17 protein-coding genes and 1 pseudogene are annotated in these 21613 nt (G+C 34.6%); 15 read left to right on the top strand and 3 right to left on the bottom strand.

The features are described 5' to 3' along the window. Nucleotides 1–89 precede the first annotated feature (89 nt). The 8 genes and pseudogenes from J2Z60_RS10430 to J2Z60_RS10395 form a co-directional block, all read left to right on the top strand. Nucleotides 90–1532: pseudogene (locus J2Z60_RS10430) on the top strand (translation factor GTPase family protein); the annotation flags it as partial. Nucleotides 1533–1962: 430 nt separating this feature from the next. Then, nucleotides 1963–3072, top strand: a complete 1110-nt coding sequence (locus J2Z60_RS10425) for an ABC transporter permease (RefSeq protein ID WP_209687639.1) — start codon at nt 1963–1965, stop codon at nt 3070–3072. Next, a complete protein-coding gene (locus J2Z60_RS10420) occupies nt 3069–4310 on the top strand; it encodes a tellurium resistance protein TerC (protein ID WP_209687638.1) in 1242 nt (413 codons plus the stop codon). The genes J2Z60_RS10425 and J2Z60_RS10420 overlap by 4 nt, the downstream gene beginning before the upstream one ends. An 11-nt stretch (nt 4311–4321) precedes the next feature. Then, a complete protein-coding gene (locus J2Z60_RS10415; protein WP_209687637.1) occupies nt 4322–5194 on the top strand; it encodes an ABC transporter ATP-binding protein in 873 nt (290 codons plus the stop codon). Between the two features lie 124 nt (nt 5195–5318). Further along, nucleotides 5319–6146, top strand: a complete 828-nt coding sequence (locus tag J2Z60_RS10410) for an exodeoxyribonuclease III (RefSeq protein WP_209687636.1) — start codon at nt 5319–5321, stop codon at nt 6144–6146. A 75-nt stretch (nt 6147–6221) separates the two neighbouring features. Beyond that, on the top strand, nt 6222–9047 hold the full coding sequence (locus J2Z60_RS10405; RefSeq protein WP_209687635.1) for a DUF3427 domain-containing protein: 2826 nt from the start codon (nt 6222–6224) through the stop codon (nt 9045–9047). 103 nt (nt 9048–9150) lie between these two features. After that, nucleotides 9151–9408, top strand: coding sequence for a helix-turn-helix domain-containing protein (locus J2Z60_RS10400; RefSeq protein WP_209687634.1), 258 nt, complete (start codon nt 9151–9153; stop codon nt 9406–9408). 194 nt (nt 9409–9602) lie between these two features. Further along, entirely contained in the window at nt 9603–11750 is a 2148-nt protein-coding gene (locus tag J2Z60_RS10395; protein ID WP_209687633.1) for a PRD domain-containing protein, read from the top strand. A 39-nt stretch (nt 11751–11789) separates the two neighbouring features. Here the strand turns inward: J2Z60_RS10395 and J2Z60_RS10390 are convergent, their stop codons facing one another. Next, complete coding sequence (locus J2Z60_RS10390; protein WP_209687632.1) at nt 11790–12218, bottom strand: DUF3284 domain-containing protein; 429 nt, start codon at nt 12216–12218, stop codon at nt 11790–11792. A 279-nt stretch (nt 12219–12497) separates the two neighbouring features. Between J2Z60_RS10390 and J2Z60_RS10385 the strand changes: the two genes are divergently transcribed. From J2Z60_RS10385 to J2Z60_RS10360, 6 genes are all read left to right on the top strand, one after another. Further along, nucleotides 12498–12839: a PTS lactose/cellobiose transporter subunit IIA gene (locus J2Z60_RS10385; RefSeq protein ID WP_209687631.1), complete on the top strand. Its 342-nt coding sequence runs from the start codon at nt 12498–12500 to the stop codon at nt 12837–12839. Nucleotides 12840–12841: 2 nt separating this feature from the next. Then, complete coding sequence (locus J2Z60_RS10380; protein ID WP_209687630.1) at nt 12842–13156, top strand: PTS sugar transporter subunit IIB; 315 nt, start codon at nt 12842–12844, stop codon at nt 13154–13156. Nucleotides 13157–13186: 30 nt separating this feature from the next. Next, nucleotides 13187–14476: a PTS sugar transporter subunit IIC gene (locus J2Z60_RS10375; RefSeq protein ID WP_209687629.1), complete on the top strand. Its 1290-nt coding sequence runs from the start codon at nt 13187–13189 to the stop codon at nt 14474–14476. A gap of 56 nt (nt 14477–14532) precedes the next feature. Next, on the top strand, nt 14533–16014 hold the full coding sequence (locus tag J2Z60_RS10370; RefSeq protein WP_209687628.1) for a glycoside hydrolase family 1 protein: 1482 nt from the start codon (nt 14533–14535) through the stop codon (nt 16012–16014). Between the two features lie 202 nt (nt 16015–16216). Beyond that, nucleotides 16217–17092: an alpha/beta hydrolase gene (locus J2Z60_RS10365; protein WP_209687627.1), complete on the top strand. Its 876-nt coding sequence runs from the start codon at nt 16217–16219 to the stop codon at nt 17090–17092. Nucleotides 17093–17180: 88 nt separating this feature from the next. After that, nucleotides 17181–18038, top strand: coding sequence for an aldo/keto reductase (locus tag J2Z60_RS10360; RefSeq protein WP_209687626.1), 858 nt, complete (start codon nt 17181–17183; stop codon nt 18036–18038). 72 nt (nt 18039–18110) lie between these two features. On the opposite strand, the gene J2Z60_RS10355 is transcribed toward J2Z60_RS10360, so the two are convergent. Together J2Z60_RS10355 and J2Z60_RS10350 are read right to left on the bottom strand one after the other, a co-directional pair. Then, the gene (locus J2Z60_RS10355; RefSeq protein ID WP_245328809.1) at nt 18111–19250 is read right to left on the bottom strand and encodes a serine hydrolase domain-containing protein; all 1140 of its coding nucleotides are present in this window, start codon (nt 19248–19250) and stop codon (nt 18111–18113) included. A 113-nt stretch (nt 19251–19363) separates the two neighbouring features. Next, nucleotides 19364–19951 carry an SGNH/GDSL hydrolase family protein gene (locus J2Z60_RS10350; RefSeq protein ID WP_209687625.1) on the bottom strand — a complete coding sequence of 196 codons (588 nt, stop codon included), beginning with the start codon at nt 19949–19951 and terminating at the stop codon, nt 19364–19366. 58 nt (nt 19952–20009) lie between these two features. Between J2Z60_RS10350 and J2Z60_RS10345 the strand changes: the two genes are divergently transcribed. Next, a complete protein-coding gene (locus J2Z60_RS10345) occupies nt 20010–21116 on the top strand; it encodes an endonuclease/exonuclease/phosphatase family protein (protein ID WP_209687641.1) in 1107 nt (368 codons plus the stop codon). The last annotated feature ends 497 nt before the right edge of the window (nt 21117–21613 follow it).

Genomic DNA, 21613 nt, shown 5'->3' with positions numbered 1-21613 from the left:
AAGCGCTTCATCTTACTTTTATTTTAAGTAAAAATAAAAGTGCTAGGCAATTATTCCGTCGAATAACTACCTAACACTAAGTTAGTATGTTTTTTGAAAATATTGCCACTAGCGATGAAGATTTACTAGAAGAATATTTAGAAAATGGCACTATTGAAGACCAGAATATTATTGCCTTAATTAGTCAAAGAAAAGTTATACCCGTTTACTTTGGCTCAGCATTAAAGATGGAAGGAATTGAGGAATTTTTAGCAGGCCTAAACCAGTGGACACAGGAGAGTGAACATCAATCAGAATTTGGCTTACGTGTTTTTAAAATTAGTCATGACAATAAAAGTGAACGCCTGACTTGGGTGAAGGTTACTGGTGATAAACTGCAAGCTAAAACAGAATTATTAGATAGCGAAAAAGTTAATGAAATTAGAATTTATAATGGCGATAAGTATCAAGTAGTTAACTATGTGGAAGTTGGCGAAGTTGCGGCACTAAGCGGACTTAGTTCAACTTATCCAGGTCAAGGACTGGGGATTGAGCAAGATGATAATAAGTTAAAGCTAAGACCAATTTTATGTTATCGAGTAGTTAGTGACAGTGATCTGTCTAACCTTCTAGCTGCCTTGAGGGAATTAGAAGATGAGGATCCTAGTCTGCATGTTAAATGGTCAGAACATTTGCAGGAGTTAAGTGTGGAGTTAATGGGAGAAATCCAAAAAGAAATTCTCGAAGTACTCTTGATGGAGCGTTTTAAGCTTCAAGTAAGCTTAGAGCAGGGGAGTATTTTATATCAAGAAACAATCACTGCATCGGTAGAAGGAGTGGGACATTTCGAACCATTGCGCCATTATGCAGAAGTGCATTTGTTGATGGAGTCAATGCCAGCAGGCAGTGGGGTGATTTTTGAGAATAAATGCAGCTTAGAAGTCTTAGATAAGAACTGGCAACATCAGATAATGACTAGCTTAGCAAGTAAGGAGCATCTAGGTGTGCTAATTGGTGCTCCAATTACTGATATGAAGATAACTTTGATAGGCGGTAAAGGTAGTAATGTCCATACAGTTGGTGGGGACTTTAGAGAGGCGACCTATCGGGCTGTACGGCAAGGTTTAATGGAGTTGAGAGAACAGCAAGCTTGTCAATTATTAGAGCCCTGGTATAGCTTTAACTTAACAGTTCCACAAGATGCAGTAGGTCGGGCAATTAATGATATTCAGAAGATGTCAGGCAAGTTCAAGCTGCCAGATCAAATAAGTGACTTAGTAACAATTTCAGGTCAGGCACCAGTTTCTGAGATGCAAGATTATGCTAGCGAAGTACGTGCGTATACGCACGGTCTGGGGCAGTTAGAATGTATAGTAACGGGTTATCTACCATGTCATGACAGTGACAAAATAATTACAAATGAAAAATATGATCCTACTTCAGATTTGGCTAATACGCCTAATTCTGTTTTTTGCTCACATGGAGCAGGTCATACGGTCACATGGGATAAAGTTAGAGATACCGCACAATTTCCATATGTGACAGGTTATTAGGTATCTCTTAAGGTAGTCTATTTATGGGTTTTAATATTTAAGAAGATGCTAAAAGATGGTGATGAGCCATCTTTTTTATTATTGGCAGGAATATGACTATTGGTGAAGTTTTATATCAAGAAAGATTAAAAAGTGCAGGTGTGTGTGGACCTTTTCTTGCGTACTTGTCAAAGTAGTATTTTTGAAAACGAAAATATTATTTCAATATGTAAAATTTTAACAATAAATTTTTTTGTTGTATATAATCACATTAAGTTTTAAAATATAATTAATTTTATTTAAATAGAGTGCTAAATTCAGGTTCTTCAATATAAACCTGGATTATTGATGGGTGAATTGAGAGTATCTATTTTGATAAATAGCATTTTAAATAATAAACCTTGGAAAAACGATTGGATTTTTTTAATGCATTAAACAAGGAGAAACTTCTATGCAGGCTAAATATCTAAAATCTTATTTCAAAATAGCAATTAAATCTAAAAAGAATATTTACCTTGGCTTAATCTTGCTCTTAATATCCTGCTTATTACTATTTGTCGTTGAGAATAAGAAATTAGGTGAAGGTGCTACTTCATGGGAAAGTTATCATGAATCTGTTTCACAAAATATTAAGTATTTTCAACTAAATTCATTGAAAGAAAAGAAATACCAGACAACTTATAATAATTTAAACAAGCAAAGTGCGTTACTAGCTCAACTTGAGAATAGCCAAGTCTTTGACAATCCTAAATCATACTTTTCTAGTTCTATTGAGCTAATTAATACTATGTTAGAAGGCTATAAGAATAATTATAAGGGTGCTAGTTCACTCACCATCATGTCAAAGACAAAACTATACCAACTAAGAGCAGTATATAAATATCTCAGTGATAATAACATTCCAATTGCCCTGTCTTCTACTAAATCGTCTACTTATTTAATCTATCTACTAACCATTTTAGGTGGGATTATTTACTTTTTAATTGTTTTGCTTGTCAGTGATGTTTGGATGCCGCAGATTCGCCATGCAACAATTCTTCATAATGTGCCATATCAGTTAAAAACAAGAGTGATTGGTGTCAATATAGTTACACTTGCGATCACTCTTAGTGAACTTTTATTAAGTCTGTTGGCTGCATTCTTGTTAGCAGGACTAAAGAATGGCTTTTCAACTATTAAATATCCTACTTCTGTCTACTTTAAAGATTTTTCTGCTTTGCCTGTTTGGCTATATGTAATTTTATTCATTTTTTATGTTGCAGTTGTCTGTGTATTTGCGACTAATTTGGCTATTTTATTAAACAAAATTACTAAGAATATCTACCTAACAATTTTTGTTAGTTTAGGAATGTATTTTTTAAGTTATATCCCTTCAAAATGGATCTATCTACTACCAGCACCATACTTGAATATTACTAATGTCTATAACGGGCAATTAGCAACTAGTGTGAATACGTTAGTTCCGCTTAACTTCTTAGCGGGAATAGCTATTTTATTAATTTGGTCAGCAATTATCATGATGACATATTTGCTTGTTGAAAAGAAGGTGACTCCAAGATGAAACGGACCTATTTCTTATTGCAGTTGAAGTTATTCTTCAATAACCCTAAGAATATCGGCTTATTTATTATCTCTGCAATTGTCGCTCTTTATTTTGGTTTGGTTAGTGCGCCTAACCACCATATAATTGAAAAGATTGATCAACCTGCTATTCAAGCAGAGTTAGATGACCATCAAGCTTTCATCAAGATTGCCGATAAAGAATTCCAGCGTTCAGCTAATAACCCTAACGCTATGCCACCAAGTAAGGGTGCAAAAGAGGCTAAGAGAACTTATCCAACGATTATTAAATTAGATAAGCTTCGCTTGCAAGCCTTAAACAACAATAATTATCGTGCATATGCTAGCTTTTCCTGGCAATGGTATCACTACCTTGACTCGCTATTATTTCAAAAGGCAATTCAGAATTATACTTACCCTAGTGAATACTATAGTCAGACTAACTACCCTGGCTATGATGGACACTATGGTTATAGTCGTATTACCGCTTTATATAAAGGACTTTCCCAAGGGAAGACTTCGGTTAATAAGGATATTTTAGAAGAACGGACTAGTCTACAAATTTTACAAAAATCATTATCTGGTTGGAGCGTAATATTGTTAATAATTTTTGTCTGTTTATTTACTTGCGATTTATTAACATATGACCAAAAATTTCGCACCATTTTGAAAAATATCCCCTTAACTAAAACATTCCAATTAGGAACGAAGCTAGTTGTTGCTTTTATTGGTATTATCTTTAATTTTTTGATTTCATTTCTAATTATAATCTTATGTACAGCTCCAAGATACGGTCTAGGATCACTTAGTCTAGCGGTTCCGATATATCGCGGGCGACCATATTATGAATTCTCTTTTAAGACAATTAGTCTGGGAAGGTATTTTGTGTACTTTAGTATGATGGCTTTATTGGTAATATTGATCTTTATTAGTTTGAGTATTCTTATTTCTCTACTTATCAAAAATAGTTATATTACCGCAATTTTAACGATTATTGTTGCTGTTATTGCTAAGGTTAGTTATTTCTCATTGGGAATGGGTTATGTTTATCCCTGGCTGAGGTACTTGCCAACTACTTACTTTACTATTGGTGATAGTTTGTCAGGTTATTTAAGTTATCTGATGGGAACACCTGGATGGGGCTTTCAATGGGGATTAATGCCGTTATTAGTTTTACTAATTGGATTAAACTTATTACTTTTAATTTTTAGTAATAGTAGGCGTTTTTCAATTATTTAGTAGGTGATTTAATGTTAAAAATAAAAAATGTTTCTCTCGCATTTGGTGAGCACCAAGTCTTAGATAATTTAAATTTGGAGTTTAAGCAGGGACAGATTATTGGTCTTGTTGCTCCTAACGGCACAGGGAAGTCGACCTTAATTAATGTAATCTTGCATAATTTAATTCCACAACGTGGAGAAGTAGAATATGATTCTCTAACTTACTCATCTAATAAAAACGAAGTAAAGCTTCACAAGTCTATTTGCGCTTTTCCAGATCAAAATGATCTTTTTCCATATATGACGGGGCGTGATCACCTTAAGTTATATGCGGATTTATGGCATAATTCATCTAGTTCAGTTAATGAAATCATTTCTCAACTGCAAATGGCAAGTTATATCGATAAAAAGACTGCTACCTATTCTTTAGGAATGAAGCAGAGGCTATGCTTTGCAATGGTAGTAGCAGCTGATACTTCAGTGATGTTGCTTGATGAGATTATGAATGGCTTGGATCCTCAGAATGTAAGCTTAATCTCAGATGTTCTAATTGAACTAAAGCGTAAGGGCAAGTTATTAATTATGGCTTCTCACCTATTACAGAATCTACAACTTTATGCCGATCGGGTATTATTTCTTAAGTCAGGTCATGTTATTCAAGATATTAACTTGCAAGATAACAAGGAATTGTATTTAAAGCTGCAAGACTCAAATAAAGTTGAATCAATAATTAAGAATATTAAGCACTTAAAGTTAGCTAATGGCTTAAATCTTATTTCTTTAGCTGAATTAGATAATCTTAAAAAAGAAAAATTAATGCAAGATTTAGCTCTTAACCTTATTCCTTATAAGGTAGAACCAATTAGCCTGGAAGATCTATTTGAAATTCACTACGGTGAATAATTTTTAAGCTAGTTGATAGCTACTTAGTGATTTTCTAGCTAAAATAGAAGATGGTGATGAACCATCTTTTTTTGATGCATTATAATTTAGGTAAAAATATTATTTTAAGATAGGAAAGTAAAAGATGAGATTAATTTCATGGAATATTGATTCGCTAAATGCGGCCTTAACTAGTGATTCTGCTCGTGCCCATGAAACACGTGCAGTGCTAGAAACAATTAAGGAGAATAATCCCGACATTATTGCTATTCAAGAAACAAAATTGCGCCCAACTGGTCCAACCAAGAAGCACCGAGAGATCTTAGCAGAGATGTTTACCGAATATGATTATGTTTGGCGCTCTTCTCAAGAGCCTGCTCGTAAGGGTTATGCAGGGACGATGTTTTTATATAAAAAAGACCTAGCGCCGACTGCAACTTATCCTAAAATTGGTGCTCCAGAGCCAATGGATGATGAGGGGAGAATTATTACTCTAGAATTCGATAATTTTTATGTAAGTCAGGTTTACACACCTAACTCTGGTAATGAATTGAAGCGATTAGGAGATCGTCAGGTCTGGGATAAGAAATATGCCGACTATCTTCATGAACTTGATGAATCTAAACCGGTTATTGCTAGCGGTGATTATAATGTTGCCCATACTGAAATCGACTTGAAGCATCCCCAGAATAACCACCATAATGCTGGCTTTACTGATGAAGAGCGGCAAGACTTCACTTATCTGCTAGATCAAGGCTTCACCGATTCATTCCGTTATATTCACGGTAATATCGAAGGTCAGTATAGCTGGTGGGCACAAAGAGTCCGCACCAGTAAGCAAAATAACTCTGGTTGGAGAATTGATTATTATATTGTATCTAATAGAATTGCTGACAAGATCCAAAAGTCAGAAATGATTGACAGTGGCGCAAGAAAGGATCATTGTCCGCTATTGCTTGAGATTGATTTATAGCAGTTAAATATTGTCGTAAGTACAAGTTAAGGACGTTAACGCTAAGTTAGCGTTTTTAATTTAGAAGGGAAACATATGACTAATTTTTTGCAAGAAGCAATCCTTAATGGGCTATATGATGATAAATATCAAGGCAGTAATTTATTGAGTCCACAATTGCTGACTAATCAACAAGATGAGAACATGTGGCTAACTTTGCGATATGAATTGTTGCATGCTAATTATTTTATTTGGGCAGTGGCCTTCATTGGTGAGAGTATGCTGGTACCATTTAAGTTAGTAATGTCCGACTTAGCTAATAAGGGGATTAGTGGCACATTGATTACTGGAGATTATCTTAGCTTTAATAGCCCCAAGGTGTTTCGTGAGCTAAATAAGATACCAAACCTGACTGTTAAGATAGCTAGCCAAGATGGATTTCATGCTAAGGGATATTTTTTCGATCATGGAGATTATCAGACTAGCATAATTGGGAGTGCTAATTTTACCAGTAATGCTATGCTCAAAAACTATGAATGGTCTTTAAAGGTTAGTTCTAAGCAAAATAGTAGCCTTACTCAAAAGATCCATGAACAATTAATTGAGTTAGATCATGATTCTACTCCCTTAACTGATAACTGGATTAATGAATATGCTCAATCGTGGCAGCCAATTAAGCGGAGAAATTTAATTACTAAGACAGAAAAGATTACCCCTAATCAGATGCAACAACCAGCCTTAAAGAATTTGCATAATCTAGTTGCTAAAGGTGCTAATAAGGCTCTAGTTGTGTCAGCGACAGGTACAGGTAAGACCTATCTTGGTGCCTTTGCAGTTAAGAATTATCAACCACGGCGATTTCTTTATCTGGTTCATCGTAGTCAAATTGCTAAGAAGGCACGTGACAGCTTTTATCAAGTAATTGGTGGCAATAAAAGTGAGTTTGGCTTATTATCAGCTAATCATCATGATTTAAATGCCAAGTATCTTTTTGCGACTGTGCAGACTGTAAGTCAGGATAATGTCTTAGGATCAATTGATCCTAGTGAATTTGATTATATTCTGATTGATGAAGCCCACCGTTCAGCTGCTCCAAGTTATCAAAAGATTTTGCATTATTTTAAGCCTAAATTTTGGTTGGGAATGACAGCAACTCCTGAAAGAATGGATGAGCAAAATATCTACGAGATATTTGATTATAATTTGGCTTATGAGATCCGTCTGCGCGCGGCCTTAGAAGCACAGATGTTGGCACCTTTTCATTATGTAGGTGTTGAAGATTATGAAGTTGATGGCGAAATTATTGATGAAACTAGTAATCTTAGTCGCTTACTCGATTGCAAGCGAGTTGAATACTTATTAAAGCAGATTAACTATTATGGTTATCCTGGTAAGCGGGCCAGAGGATTGGTATTTTGTAGCCGTAGACAAGAAGCCCAAAAATTAGCAGAGTTATTTTCTCAAGCGGGACATCCATCGCTACCCTTAACTAATGAAGATAGTGAGCACAAGCGTAATGAGGTTGTTAATAAGCTAGAGCGTGGAGAGATAGAGTATATCTTTACGGTTGATTTATTTAACGAAGGGATTGATATTCCTGATCTTAACCAAATTATTATGCTAAGAAATACTCAGTCCAGTATTGTCTTTATCCAGCAATTGGGGCGAGGGTTGCGTAAGTATCCTGGTAAGGAATATGTAACTGTGATTGACTTTATCGGTAATTACCAGAATAATTACTTAATTCCGATTGCCCTTAATGGCGACACTAGCCGTGACAAGGACTTGGTGCGCAGAGAGAGCACTCTGCCGACTCAGATTGATGTATCGACGATTAACTTTTCTCAGATTGCTTCAGAGAGAATCCTTGCCTCTTTGGATAAGATTAAGTTAGACGGACTCAAGCAACTGCGTGAGTCTTATCAAGAGCTAAAAGATAAGCTGGGGCGGACTCCATTATTATTAGACTTTTATCAATATGGATCGACTAGTCCGGAAGTCTTTGCTAAGAATAAGAGCCTGAATCATTATGGGAGTTTTTTGAAGAAGATGGGCGAAGCAGTGGAGTTAACTGCTTATCAAGATCAAGTTCTTAGCTTTGTAACTAAAGAACTATTAAATGGCAAACGGGTGCATGAGCTAGTTTTATTAGAGATGTTGTTCAATAGAGATTCGGTTAGTCTAGCTAGCTATAAGCAAGGCTTATGTGACTATGGGGCTTATGTAGACGATGATGTGCTTAGATCAGTTAAAGATATTCTTAACCTAAGCTTTTTTGATGTGAAGCAGGGTAGGACTAGCAAGAAGGCACAATATGGCAATCGCAGCTTAGTTGAAGATAACGCTAGTCGTTATCGCCTCAATGATGAATTGAGGGATAGCTTAACTAATGTATCTTTTGCTAAATTATTTAGGGATGCTGTGCAAACAGGCTTAGCCTTAGGTAATAAGTACCAACAAGATCGTCAATTTACCCTTTATAAGCAATATGATCGCAAGGATGCCTGCCGCTTGCTTAATTGGCCGCTTGATGTATCAGCACCAATGTATGGCTATCGAGTAGGTGAGCAAGAAACGCCAATTTTTATCACTTATAAAAAAGATGATAAAGATAAGCGTAATGCTGTCTACAATAATTCCTTAGAAGATGGGCGATCTTTGCGCTGGTATACTAGAAGTCCACGTCACTTGGATTCGCCAGAAGTAGAAAAGCTATTAACTACGCCTGACATGAAGTTGCACTTATTTGTAAAGCAGAGTGATAGTGTGGGCAAGGAGTTCTTTTATTTAGGGCAGGCCTATATTCAACAAGATTCAGTTAAAGAAGAAAAGCTTGGCCCTAAGAAAAAGTCTGCTGTAGGGATGAATCTAGTATTGCAACATCCTTTAGCTACTAAGATGTATGAATTATTGTTTGATTGATTAATAAATAACGACCTCAATTATAGGAAGTCTTTTTTTATTAGGATGTTTAATTTAAAATAATTTTTGATAACGATTACAAGAGTTAATGGTGGATGGGATTATGACTACAAATAAAGAAAAGACATATAAATACATTCAGAAGAGATTTTTAGCTGATAGAGAAAGTGGCTTAGACAATGGTGTAGATACGCAGCAAGTGGCAGACTTTTTAAAGATTAAACGTCCCAATGCAAGTGCAATCTTAAATCGGTTGGTTAAAGAAGGCTTGCTTAATAAATCTTCTACAAGACCTGTTCATTATTATTTATCAGAAACAGTAGCTCATACAGCTTTTGATGATTTGGTGGGGGGGGGGTAGAGGGCAGCCTGAATGACGCTATAAAACAAGCTAAGGCAGCGATTAATTTCCCTGGTGGGCACCCTTTACCTATTCAGATTATTGCTGAAGCTGGAAGTGGAACGACGTATTTTTCTAATGTTTTAATTCAATATGCTAAGGATCAAAATGTTATTCCTCAAGAGGCTAAGTTTTTAGATATAAATTGTATCTTAATGGCTGAAGATCAAGCTAAGCTGAATAAGACACTTTTTGGTGATAGAGATAGTAAAGATTGCTTTCAATCTGAAAACTATGACGTCGTGATGATTAATCATTATGATCGACTATCACAATCGCAGATTTATCATATTAACCACTTATTGGAAGAAAAAATACCTGGTAAGCTAGTGATTCTGTCAACAACACCTAATAATAAAAACCGTGTTAATACCTCTATCCAGATTGAGCTGCCTAACTTTAACTTACGACCCTTAAGTGAAAAAATTCAGGTGATTGAGGCAGAGTTTGACCGACAAGCTCAAAATGCGGGGAAGCCAATTATAATTAGTTCAGATTTATTGCTTTCATTAGCCCAACATGAATATAGTCATGGCTTTAAGGAAGTTATGAAGTATATCACCTTAGCATGCGCTAAGTCTTACTTGCGATCTATTGATAATATAGGTGCCAAGATTAATATTGTTAATGCGGATTTACCAGATACTGTTATTAACCGGACAGCCGATTTTGAAGATTATCAGGATATTAAAGCGATTTTAGCAGGACGCAATAATTTTATTTTTTATGGCAAAAAAGAAAATTACCAAAGTAATCAAGAACTAAACTATAATCAGAAGCTATATCGGCATATTAACTCCAATTACCAAGACCTGCTGATTCAAGGACTCAACCCAGAAAATATTCAACAATCTGTCTATAAACGTGTGCAAAAAATTTATGATGAGTATAACTTCCATGGCGTAGCAAATTCTCAACATGATAATGAACTAGACCTATCCGAATTAAGAAAAATAGTACCTCAGAAAATTATTGAATTGGTAAAAAATTACTTAGCCCAAGTCCAGCAAACTCTACGCCACCAAATAGATTCCAATTTGTTTTATGGGCTTTGTTTACATATAAATTCGATGATTAACTTAGGAACTAGTGGAGATTATGAGTGGGATAGTGCTAGGATTAACAACTTAAAGGAAAAATATCCTGAAGAGTATAAATTAACTGAAATGTTTTCAGATGATTTGTATAGGCTGTTTGATTACAGCTGCAGTGAGTCAGAAAAGGCAGTCTTGTTAACTTTCTTGGTTGAGCCTAAGGGCAAACAAATTCATCCAGTAGTTCTTTATGCAATGCATGGGAAAGGTACGGCTCATTTTTTGAGTCAAACAACTAATGATCTAAATCACACTAAAAATAGCTATGCTTATGATATGCAGCTAAATAAGGACATTAATGTAGTTTATAAAGAGCTTAATTCCTTAGTTAAAAAGATTAATCAAGGCGCAGGCATTATAGTTATCTATGATATGGGCTCATTTAAAGATATCTTTATGAAGATTTCAAAGCAAACAAATATATCTATTCGTTTAATTAATATCCCTGTTACGCTAATTGGGCTAGAAGTGTCTAGAAAGGCTTTAATGTCCACTAATATTGATAATGTGTACCATGACACACTTTTAAATATGGAGAATTATAATGTTAAAAATAATGAAAATAAGCAGGGGATGATTATTACACTATGCCATACCGGTGAAGGTGGAGCTATCCAACTAAAAGATTATATTGAGCAATATTCTCAATTAGGTTGGGTTGTTAAAGCGATGAGTGTGTCAGAGCGAGGTGATTTAGCACGTAGTGTTTTGAAGTTAAAAGAAGTGTATAACATTAAGGCATTTGTAGGGACATTTAATCCTGAATTATTTGGAATTCCTTTTATTTCAATAGCTAAAGTCTTTGAAAATAGACATGAAGATTTAGATAAGGTCTTAAACTTCATACCAATAAATGTTAATTCTGATATTTATCAAAAAATCTATAATTACTATGAATCTGAATTAAAGTTTACTCGGGTAGATAAATTAAAAGAATTGATGCCAATGGTAATGGACTCGCTAGTTAACCAGTATCAGCTAGACAGCGATCAACAAGTGGGAATCTTCACTCATATTGTTGGAACATTAGAGAATATCTTATCAGGTAAAAAACGACCAAAAGTTGAGATGAACCCAATAATTTATCAAAAGTCTGAGGCAGATTTTGAATACTTGACTAAGTGCTTATATCCTCTAGAGAAAGAGTACAAGGTTGTATTTAACGAAGGCGACTTATATACGATAATTTTAATATTGAAAAAATTATAGAAAAAAGAGGAAATTCTCCCAAATGGGTTTATTTCCTCTTTATTTTGTCTTAAATTTTCGAATACCGGCAGCTAATTTATTTAGCTCATTCTGAGCACTGCGGTGATACATAAAGTCATAGAATAAGTTAGCTAACTTATTATGCTTGCTGGGATCGTAGCTATGAACTGTTTCGGTAAGGGTGATTCTACATCCCTGCTTTAAGTTATCAACAGTATAGCGAACTGTCAATCTTTCTCCTAAACTAGCAAAAGTTGCGTCATAGATATGGTCACGCTCGAATTTATTAATAACGATGTCTGTAAATTGTTGTCCATCCTTTCCATACAGACGGTAGCGTGTCCCATTACTAATAACTACCTTCTGGGAATTATTACGTGATTTGCGAATTTCTTTTTTTAATGAATCTTCAATGTAGTCAAAGAAGTCCTGAGCATTGAAGTCATATTCTCTAATTAGTCTAACCATACTTGTAGTATAAAACGGTGAGTTAAAAAATAAAAATTCTCCAAAAATTTCCAAATAGATATACAGATAAGTCAAAGTATACACTAGCTGATATTTAATGTTCATTATTCTATACACAATTAATAAATATAGCTTTTTATTTTTATTTTTTCATAACACAGTCAAAATAATCCAGGTTCAAAGCCTTTATAAGAGTATACACAAAAAAATTTTACGAATTTGTGCATTTTAAGAAAGCGCTTTATTATACGATTGTAAGTTAAAAAAGGAGCGAGAAAAATGGCAGATGAAATAAATTCTCAAGCTCAAGATATTGCAATGGCTATCATCGCAAATTCAGGAGATGGTCGCTCAAAAGCTTTTGAAGCATTAACAAAAGCACAAAATGGCGATTTTGAGGAAGCAAAGAAGTTAATTAAAGAGTCAAGTGATGCGATTGGTCAAGCCCACGATGTGCAGACGCAAATGCTCGTTGATGAAGCAAATGGCAAAAAAACTGAATTTAGTATTTTGACCATTCATGCCCAGGATCACTTTATGACAAGTTTATTAGCTAACGACTTAATTAAACAAATGATCAAAATGCAAGAAGAAATCAATGAATTGAAGGGAGAAAAATAATTATGAAAGATTACAAAATTATGTTGTTATGTGCTGGTGGGATGTCAACTAGTATCTTGATGAAGAAATTAGAAAAGTATGCTAAGGAAAACGAACTTGGCTTATCAATTGAAGCAGTGGGTTTATCTTCAACTTCTTATATTAGTGAAGCCAAGAAGTTCGATGTAATACTAATGGGACCTCAAGTTTCATATAGATTAGATGAAGTAAAACAAGCTACTGGTAAACCAGTTGAAGCCATTAATCCAACTGACTATGCCCTAGGAAATGCTAAGAATATTTTTGATTTAGCAGATAAGTTGCTTAAGACGATCTGAGTTATCTTGTAGCGGGGGAGATGATATTTTATGGATAAGTTATTTAATAACAAGTTTATGATTGCGGTACAAAAAGGTGGTCAAAAGCTTGGTCAATTACATTTCGTTGGTGCTATCCAAGGAGCAATGATGTCGTTAGTTGGTGTCTTAATGGTTGGTGCCATTGCTCAAATTATTCAATCTATTATTGGACCAACGATGTTTAAATTGGTATCAACTACCAGCGGTATTTATCAATTTTTAAATATTCCATATCAATTTACGATGAACTTTATCGCATTGTGGGTGGTTATCTTATTGGCTTATCAATATGCACATAATCTAGAGATGAAGAGTCCAATAATTACTACGATTGATGCAGCTATTATCTTTTTCATTATTGCTGCGCCAATGTCAATTAATAAGGCAGGTAGTGTAATTATTGATACTACTAACTTAGCTGCTAGCGGAATGTTTATGGGCTTCTTAGTTGCCTGGGCTGTAGTTAGAATTGAAAAGTTCTGTGCTGATAAGAACGTTAGAATTAAGATGCCAGATGTAGTGCCAGAATTCTTACAAAATTCATTTGCTTCAATTTTGCCATTACTTTTTGAAGCAATAATTTTCTTAGGCTTGCATGCAATTGTTCTTTCTGCAACTCATGGTACCTATACTTTAACCACAGGATTCTTAGCAATCTTACAAGCTCCATTAAATGTACTTATTTCAACGCCAGGTATGTTTGTTTTGCTATTTATTGCAGGACTATTATGGTTCTTTGGAATTCATGGTTCCTTGATTTTAATGGCTGTAATTTTACCGATTAGTTTACAAGCAGTAGCTGTAAATGCTAAGTTACATGCAGCAGGTAAGGCTTTGCAATATAACCCAGTATTTTTAGGTAGTGCTTTAGCTGTAGCTGGTGGTACTGGTAATACCTTCCCATTAGTTTTGATGGGGATTAGAGCAAAGTCGCAACAGATTAAGGCTGTTTCAAAAGTTGCTTTAATTCCTGGTTGGTTTAACGTTAATGAACCGGTAACTTTTGGTATGCCAGTTATGTATAACCCGATTATGGGTATTCCATATATTTTAAGTATCTTAATATTAGCAGTATTTTACTTGATTGGCTTCAAGACAGGAATATTGGCTATGCCTTGGATTCCAATTACTACGGTTTTACCTATTGGTTTTGCTAATTACTTGGGAACTTTAAATCCATTTAACTTTGTTTGGGATTACCTAATGGTTATTATCGCAGGATTAGTATGGTTCCCATTCTTTAAAGCTTACGATAATCAGTTATACAAGCAAGAACAAGAAAAGGAAAAAGCTGAATAAAAAGATTAATATCATTGAGATAAATATTGAAGATTTTATGAAAAAGGACAACAGCTATGGAATTAAAGAAAGACTTTTTATGGGGTGGCGCAACCGCTGCTAATCAGTATGAAGGTGCTTATGATGAAGATGGTAAGGGGTTAAGTACAGCTGATGTAATGACACAAGGAAGCTTGCATGAAGCTAGAAAGATTACCTGGAAAAATATCAAAACGGGTGAAGTTGGTTATGTAGAAATGGGCATGAAGCCAATCAAGTTTCCTGAAGGTGCAGTTCCTGCTGTAATTAAAGGTTATTATTATCCTAGCCATGTAGCTACTGATTTTTATCACCGCTATAAGGAAGATATTAAATATATGGCTGACATGGGCTTCAAGACTTTTAGAATGTCAATTAATTGGTCGCGTATCTTCCCTAATGGGGATGATCGTGAACCTAATGATAAGGGGTTAGAATTTTATGACAAGGTATTCAAAGAACTGAAGAAGTACAATATTGAACCCTTAGTTACCCTTTCTCACTATGAAACACCACTGAATTTAGCTATTAAATATGGAGGTTGGGTAGATAGAAGAGTAATTGACTTTTATGTTAAATACGCTGAAACGGTTATGAAGCGTTACAAGGGGTTAGTTAAATATTGGCTGACATTTAACGAAATTAACGTAATGTCAATGATGCCTTATATGGGTGGTGGGGTTATGGACCCAACTCCTCAAAATATTGCCCAAGCAGCACATAATCAATTTGTTGCAAGTGCTAAAGTAGTTAAGTTAGCCCATGAGATTGATCCTGAAAATAAAGTGGGTCAGATGCTAGCCTTTGCGGCAGTATATCCTTTAACACCTGATCCTAAAGATCAAATTAAGGTAATCGAAGATATGCATCAGACTTTATTTTATTCAGATGTTCAAACTGGCGGCCGTTATCCTGAATATAAGCTTGAGGAGTATAAGCGTGAAGGTATTAAGTTAGATGATACTCCTGAAGATTATGATTTAATCAAAAAATATTCGGCTGATTTCTTAAGTTTTTCATGCTATTCGTCTAGTGTAACTACAACACACAAGGATAAGATTGGTGAAAGTCGTGGCAACTTTGTCATGGGTGTCAAGAATCCTTACTTGAAAGAAAGTGACTGGGGCTGGGCTACTGATCCTGAAGTATTACGCTATGCTTTGAATACGTTATGGGATAGGTATCATAAGCCTTTGTGGATTGTTGAAAACGGCCTTGGTGCAGTGGATAAGGTTGAAGACGGAAAGATTCATGATGATTATAGAATCGAATATCTTCAAGAGAACATTGCTTCCTTTATCAAGGCAGTTGAAGTTGATGGCATTGACTTGATGGGTTATACCTCATGGGGATGCATTGATTTAGTATCTGCTGGTACAGGTCAAATGTCTAAGCGTTATGGTTATGTTTACGTAGATCGTGATGATGAAGGAAATGGCTCACTTGATAGAATACCTAAAGATTCATTCTACTGGTATAAGAAAGTTATCGCTTCTAACGGTAAAGATTTGAGTAATTAATACGTTTTTCTCTCTTAACTTAAATAATCCCTCTAAAAGAATAAGTACATTTCTTTACCAACTTCTAGTAAACAGTGTGACTGAACTATCCCTTATATAATTAAGAATAATAAATTTGCTTAAAAATACGTCCTGATAAAGGACGTATTTTTGTTTTGTAATATACAATTAGTTAAAAGTATTTTTAACTAAGGAATTTAAGATGAAAAATTTAAAAATTATTCCCTTACTAATAGGTCTAATTTTCACATTAGTAGCTTGTGGAAATAATAAAGCTGCTTCAGTAGGAGAACCTAAAGTTAAAACTGTAAATTTTCAAAGAAAGTATAAACTTAAATCTGTTCCAACGCTCTTTTTCCATGGGGCACTGAGTAATTATAGGGCAGAAACTAATATTACTAAGGCAGCTAAACTTATCGGAATTACTAATAGCATAACTCGTATTGATGTTAGTCCTGATGGTAAGGTGAAGTTTATTGGTACAATTAAGAAAAATGCCATCAATCCGATTATTGAAGTTAACTATAAAAATAATATTCAATTTGATTTTGCTAAGGCTGGAATGTATGCCACTAATGTAATAAAGGCCTTAAAGCAAAAGTATGGTATTAGTCAAATTAATGTAGTTGCTCATTCATTAGGCAATATGTCAGTCATGTATTATTTAATACAGAATTACCACAAGAATATGCCTAAAATAAATAAACAAGTTGCCATTGCGGGCCATTTTAACGGAGTAGCGCTAAAACAAACCTTACAAAATTTGCGTGCACCAGATAATTTAAAGCTTTCTGCTAGTGGTAAGCCGAATAAGATGAATCAAGCATATAAGCAAATGCTGATCTTAAGAAAAATCTATCCACAAGAGAGGACTAAAGTTTTAAATATTGTTGGTGATAAAGGTAAGGCTAGCGATGGATTAGTTCCTAATGCTTCATCTGAATCACTGAAGTACTTACTTGGTAGTGATAGTAATAACTACCAAGTCAAAAAATACTATGGTCCTAAGGCCGATCATGGCAGATTAACTTATAATCGGCAAGTTATCAGGGATGTAATTAATTTTTTATGGCGATAAATAGTGATTAACTAAGCTGATTTTTAGTAATGCAATAGTCTTACTAGTATACTTAAAATGAAATATTATTTAGAAAGGAAGAATTTTTATGTCTTTCCAATCTTTAGAAGATACTTATACCTTAAATAATGGGGTCAAGATTCCAGTCGTTGGTTTTGGGACTTGGCAAACACCTGATGGCGAAGTAGCAGAAGAATCAGTTTTAGCTGCACTTAAAGCTGGTTATCGCCATATTGATACTGCCGCTGCCTATGGCAATGAAGAGAGTGTAGGTCGTGCTATTAAAAAAAGTGGCATCAATCGTCATGATTTATTTGTAACAACTAAGCTTTGGAATAGCGACCACGGCTATGAGAAGGCTAAGGCAGCTATTGATACCAGCTTAGAGAAGTTAGGTTTAGACTATTTAGATCTTTACTTAATTCACTGGCCTAATCCTGTTGCTATGCGTGATAATTGGGCAGAATTAAATGCTCAAAGTTGGCGCGCAATGGAAGAGGCAGTGAAAGCTGGTAAGATTCGCGCAATAGGTATTTCTAACTTTAGAAAGCATCATATTGATGAACTAATGAAAACTGCTGAAATCAAACCAGCTGTTAACCAGAATTATTTAAATCCAAGTGATCTGCAGCCAGAAGTAACATCTGTAAGTGCAGAATTAGGCATGCTAAATGAAGCTTATAGTCCTCTTGGCACTGGTGGCTTACTAGCTAATGAAACTGTAGCTAGTGTTGCTGAAGATCATTCTAAGAGTCCAGCTCAAGTATTGATTCGCTGGTCATTACAGCATAACTTCTTACCACTTCCTAAGTCAGTCCACCCAGAATATATTAAGGCCAATGCTGATGTATTCGACTTTGAATTAACTTCAGATGAAATGAAGCAATTAGATGTATTGCATGGGGCTGCTGGCTTAGCTAATGATCCTGATAAGGTTAACTTTTAAAATTAATTCCAAATCAAAAGGGCATCCTCTTTTACAGGGGATGCCCTTTTTGACGCAAGTTAAAACTAAAAATTATCTATTTAAGAATGTATTAGCTTTAATATGATTTAAGATTGCATAACCAACATCTTTTTGTGCATTTTCATTGCCATTAGTTTGGTTTAGGAACATAACGATTCCATTTTTGTTATCGGTAGTTAGTTGCACCCAGCTACCGAAGTGTAAGCCGTAGATATTACCATAGGCTGACTTCAGAGTGTCATTATCCTTAAGATACATACCGCCAGAATAGTCGGTAATTTTAGCATTTAAATGAGTCAAGTAGTGGAAATCGCTCGAACTTAAAATCTGACCATTTGAAAGACCAACTTGGATCTTATAGTAGTCGTATGGTGTTGAGAATAAATTACCAGCTCCTGGAATCTGAGATGCTACCGAGCGTTTCATATAGGCAGGGTTCTGGTAATTTTTATTATTCCAAATATAAGAGATTGCATCGGTTTTACCATAGGGGATATTTTGGTAGAGATAAGTATTAGTTAAGCCAAGTTTATCGATAATTCTAGTCTGGAAGTTTTGTTCGTAAGATTGACCGGTTAATTGCCTAATAATACCAACTAACAAAATATAGTTAGCATTATTGTAAAAGTAAGTACCTGGCTCTGCTTCAGGAGTTGTGTTAATTTTGTTAACTAGCCAATCAATGGCGCCTTGTTCGGAATAATTGTATCCACGATTGACTTCAGTACCAGTAGCAGTAATACCTGATGTATGTGTCAATAATTGACCCACAGTAATCTTATCCGCATTCTTTAAATTAGGATACCAACGTGAAATTTTAGTGTACTGTGAGAAGCTTTGATCAGTGTTAATTTTTTCATTGATTAGTTGAACAATCATGGCACCAGTAATTACTTTTTGTAAAGATCCAGTTGGATAGACAATTTTAGCATTACCGGCTCCTAATCGCTTACCATACCAAGCGTAGCCGTAACTAATATTTTGTGGAATTCCATCTTTGACCACTGTTACGCTACCGCGAACTTTATTTTGACGCATGGTTTCTCTAACGAAGTTGTACATTTCGTCTTGACTAGAGGTAGTTGTTGCGGCATAGGCAATATTATTTGAATGATTATTGGTAAATAGAGCTGCTGTAGGAGCAAGGGCTAAGGTCAGGGCAGTTGCAGCTGCTAATAATTTTCTTTTCAAGATATGAACAGTCCTTCCATAAATAAACTAACTATATATTTTATTCTTATTAATTGACTAAACAAGTAATATTATGTAAAGAATTGGTTACAAATTAATATAAGTACAGCTTTTTAGGCATTATCATGTTGCAGTTCTGCTAGCTTGTTAGAGATCAGGTTTGATAATAATTGGTAACCCTTCTCACCAAAATGCAAGCCATCGTTCTTAATACCGCGACAAAGTTCAGAAAGATTGCCAGTCTTAATCATAGTTTGGATCAAATTAAGATAAGAAAAATTATATTCTTTAGTAATTTGTTCTATAATTTGACTATATTTGTTAATTAAAGCATTATTGCGAACATGTTGCTTATTCTCATCGACAGCTGGTGGCGAAATAAAGATAACTTGATGTGGATAGTAAAGCCAAATTATGCCAGAAGCGATTAGTTCAATATTATTTTTAAATTGTTTAAGCGGCACCTGCTTGTGTAAGGCTAAATCATTTGTCCCGATTAAGATTATTAAGTAGTCACATTTTTCTTGTTTAAAAACTAGATCGGGCAAGGATGCAAAAAGTCCACCGGAGTTAATGCCGCTGACAGCAGTATTGATTAATTCACATTGGGGGATTAGTTTTTGTAAATCGCTATTAATATGTGGTATTGTTAATCCTTCATGGCGAGCAATAATACTATCACCAGTGAGGAGTAGCTTCATAATATTCACCAAATTTCTATATTTTATAGATTGTAAGTTAAGGGAAGTAAAAATGAAAATAAAAGTAATCAAAAGAATTGGTTGGATTATCTTAGGAATAATTGTAGCACTATTAATTATAGTAGGCTGCTATGTAGGATATATGCAATCGCATTATTATCGTATTCCCGATAATAGAAAATTAACTATTCATAATAATCAAAAAGATGAACTCATCTTAGGCAAGAGTTATACTGCTACTACCTATAATGTAGGCTTTGGTGCTTATACTCATGACTTTGATTTTTTTATGGATTATGGTGAATTAAAAAATGGCAAGAAAACACACGGTCAGCGAGGAACTGCTAAGTCAAGAGAGACAGTTATTTATTCTACAAATGGTGTAATTTCTACGATGAAAAAGTTAAAGCCTGATTTTATGTTTTTTCAAGAAATTGATACTAATTCAACACGTAGCCATCATGTAAATCAGGTAAAAATGCTAGATAATAAATTTAGTGATTATGCTAATGTATTTGCCAATAACTTTCATACAGCTTTTTTAGCTTGGCCATTGTATGATCCACATGGTAGTGTTGAATCTGGATTGCTTAGCATGAGTAAATATAGAATGACCAGTGCTATTAGAAGAAAGTATCCCATTACCAGTGCATTTGTAACTAAATTTACCGATCTTGATCGTTGCTTTGCTGTGATGAAGTTTCCAGTTAAAGGCGGAAAGAAATTAATAATGATTAACAGCCATATGTCAGCTTATGACAAAGGTGGCAAAATGAGAAAAGCACAAATGAAGTTACTGTCAAACGTAATAGAGAAGGAATACAAAAAAGGTAACTATGTTATAGTTGGTGGCGATTTTAATCATGCTTTAGGAAGAGATATGCTTACGCATTTTCAACATCAAGAAAAGATTCCAAATTGGATATCTGTTCTTGATCAAAAAATGCTGCCGCCAAATTTTAAAATAGTTAAGGCCCAGAATCGTAATGAGATTGCCACAGTCAGATCTACTGATATGAAATATAATCCTAAAGTTAATTATATGACAGTATGTGATGGATTCATCGTGTCCCAAAATGTCCAAGCTAAGGCCTATAATATTGATACCGACTTTCGCTACTCAGATCATAACCCTGCTGAGTTAACATTTAAATTGAAAAAGTGATGAATAAACGTTGCCTGTCACCTCTGTGACAGGTTTTATTGTAGGTAATAGTCTGCTTTTTATCTAAAAGTTATGCTCTAGAAAAAAATAATTTTAGATTTTTTATGCCATTTGACGCATAAAAAAGAGTAGTTTAAGAATAATATATAGAATAAACATTTAAATAGTTCGATAAAGCAGCTATATATTCATAACAACAGCCCCAGGTGTACAGAAAACAAAGAATATAATACGAACTAAAAAATAAATTTGACGGATCAATTAAAAATAGGTATAGTATTATTTGTTCTTGTGAAAGAACTAGCGCAAAGTCAATGCAATATATTTTATAAAAATCACTTGCAAGACAAGAAAGAATGCGCTATACTTATAAAGCTGACTTAAAGGAAAAAGTTAGTGGTAGTACCTTGAAAACTGAACAAAGTTTCGCAAAGTGTGCGGGGTGAGTAACCCCAAACGAAAGCGAAGTCAATTCGCAAGCAATAAATTTGAGATAA

The sequence above is a fragment of the Lactobacillus colini genome (assembly GCF_017874575.1).
Classification (GTDB): Bacteria; Bacillota; Bacilli; order Lactobacillales; family Lactobacillaceae; genus Lactobacillus; species Lactobacillus colini.
Note: the sequence above shows the minus strand (reverse complement) of the source record. Positions and strands in the feature narration are given on the sequence as shown.

Bases quoted from the DNA above. Each gene is read 5' to 3' on its own strand.
- J2Z60_RS10385 (WP_209687631.1), top strand. From the start codon at position 12,498: ATGGCAGATGAAATAAATTCTCAAGCTCAAGATATTGCAATGGCTATC.
- J2Z60_RS10420 (WP_209687638.1), top strand. From the start codon at position 3,069: ATGAAACGGACCTATTTCTTATTGCAGTTGAAGTTATTCTTCAATAAC.
- J2Z60_RS10390 (WP_209687632.1), bottom strand. From the start codon at position 12,218: ATGGTTAGACTAATTAGAGAATATGACTTCAATGCTCAGGACTTCTTT.
- J2Z60_RS10380 (WP_209687630.1), top strand. From the start codon at position 12,842: ATGAAAGATTACAAAATTATGTTGTTATGTGCTGGTGGGATGTCAACT.
- J2Z60_RS10400 (WP_209687634.1), top strand. From the start codon at position 9,151: ATGACTACAAATAAAGAAAAGACATATAAATACATTCAGAAGAGATTT.
- J2Z60_RS10405 (WP_209687635.1), top strand. From the start codon at position 6,222: ATGACTAATTTTTTGCAAGAAGCAATCCTTAATGGGCTATATGATGAT.
- J2Z60_RS10370 (WP_209687628.1), top strand. From the start codon at position 14,533: ATGGAATTAAAGAAAGACTTTTTATGGGGTGGCGCAACCGCTGCTAAT.
- J2Z60_RS10365 (WP_209687627.1), top strand. From the start codon at position 16,217: ATGAAAAATTTAAAAATTATTCCCTTACTAATAGGTCTAATTTTCACA.
- J2Z60_RS10410 (WP_209687636.1), top strand. From the start codon at position 5,319: ATGAGATTAATTTCATGGAATATTGATTCGCTAAATGCGGCCTTAACT.
- J2Z60_RS10375 (WP_209687629.1), top strand. From the start codon at position 13,187: ATGGATAAGTTATTTAATAACAAGTTTATGATTGCGGTACAAAAAGGT.
- J2Z60_RS10350 (WP_209687625.1), bottom strand. From the start codon at position 19,951: ATGAAGCTACTCCTCACTGGTGATAGTATTATTGCTCGCCATGAAGGA.
- J2Z60_RS10360 (WP_209687626.1), top strand. From the start codon at position 17,181: ATGTCTTTCCAATCTTTAGAAGATACTTATACCTTAAATAATGGGGTC.
- J2Z60_RS10395 (WP_209687633.1), top strand. From the start codon at position 9,603: ATGGCTGAAGATCAAGCTAAGCTGAATAAGACACTTTTTGGTGATAGA.
- J2Z60_RS10415 (WP_209687637.1), top strand. From the start codon at position 4,322: ATGTTAAAAATAAAAAATGTTTCTCTCGCATTTGGTGAGCACCAAGTC.
- J2Z60_RS10425 (WP_209687639.1), top strand. From the start codon at position 1,963: ATGCAGGCTAAATATCTAAAATCTTATTTCAAAATAGCAATTAAATCT.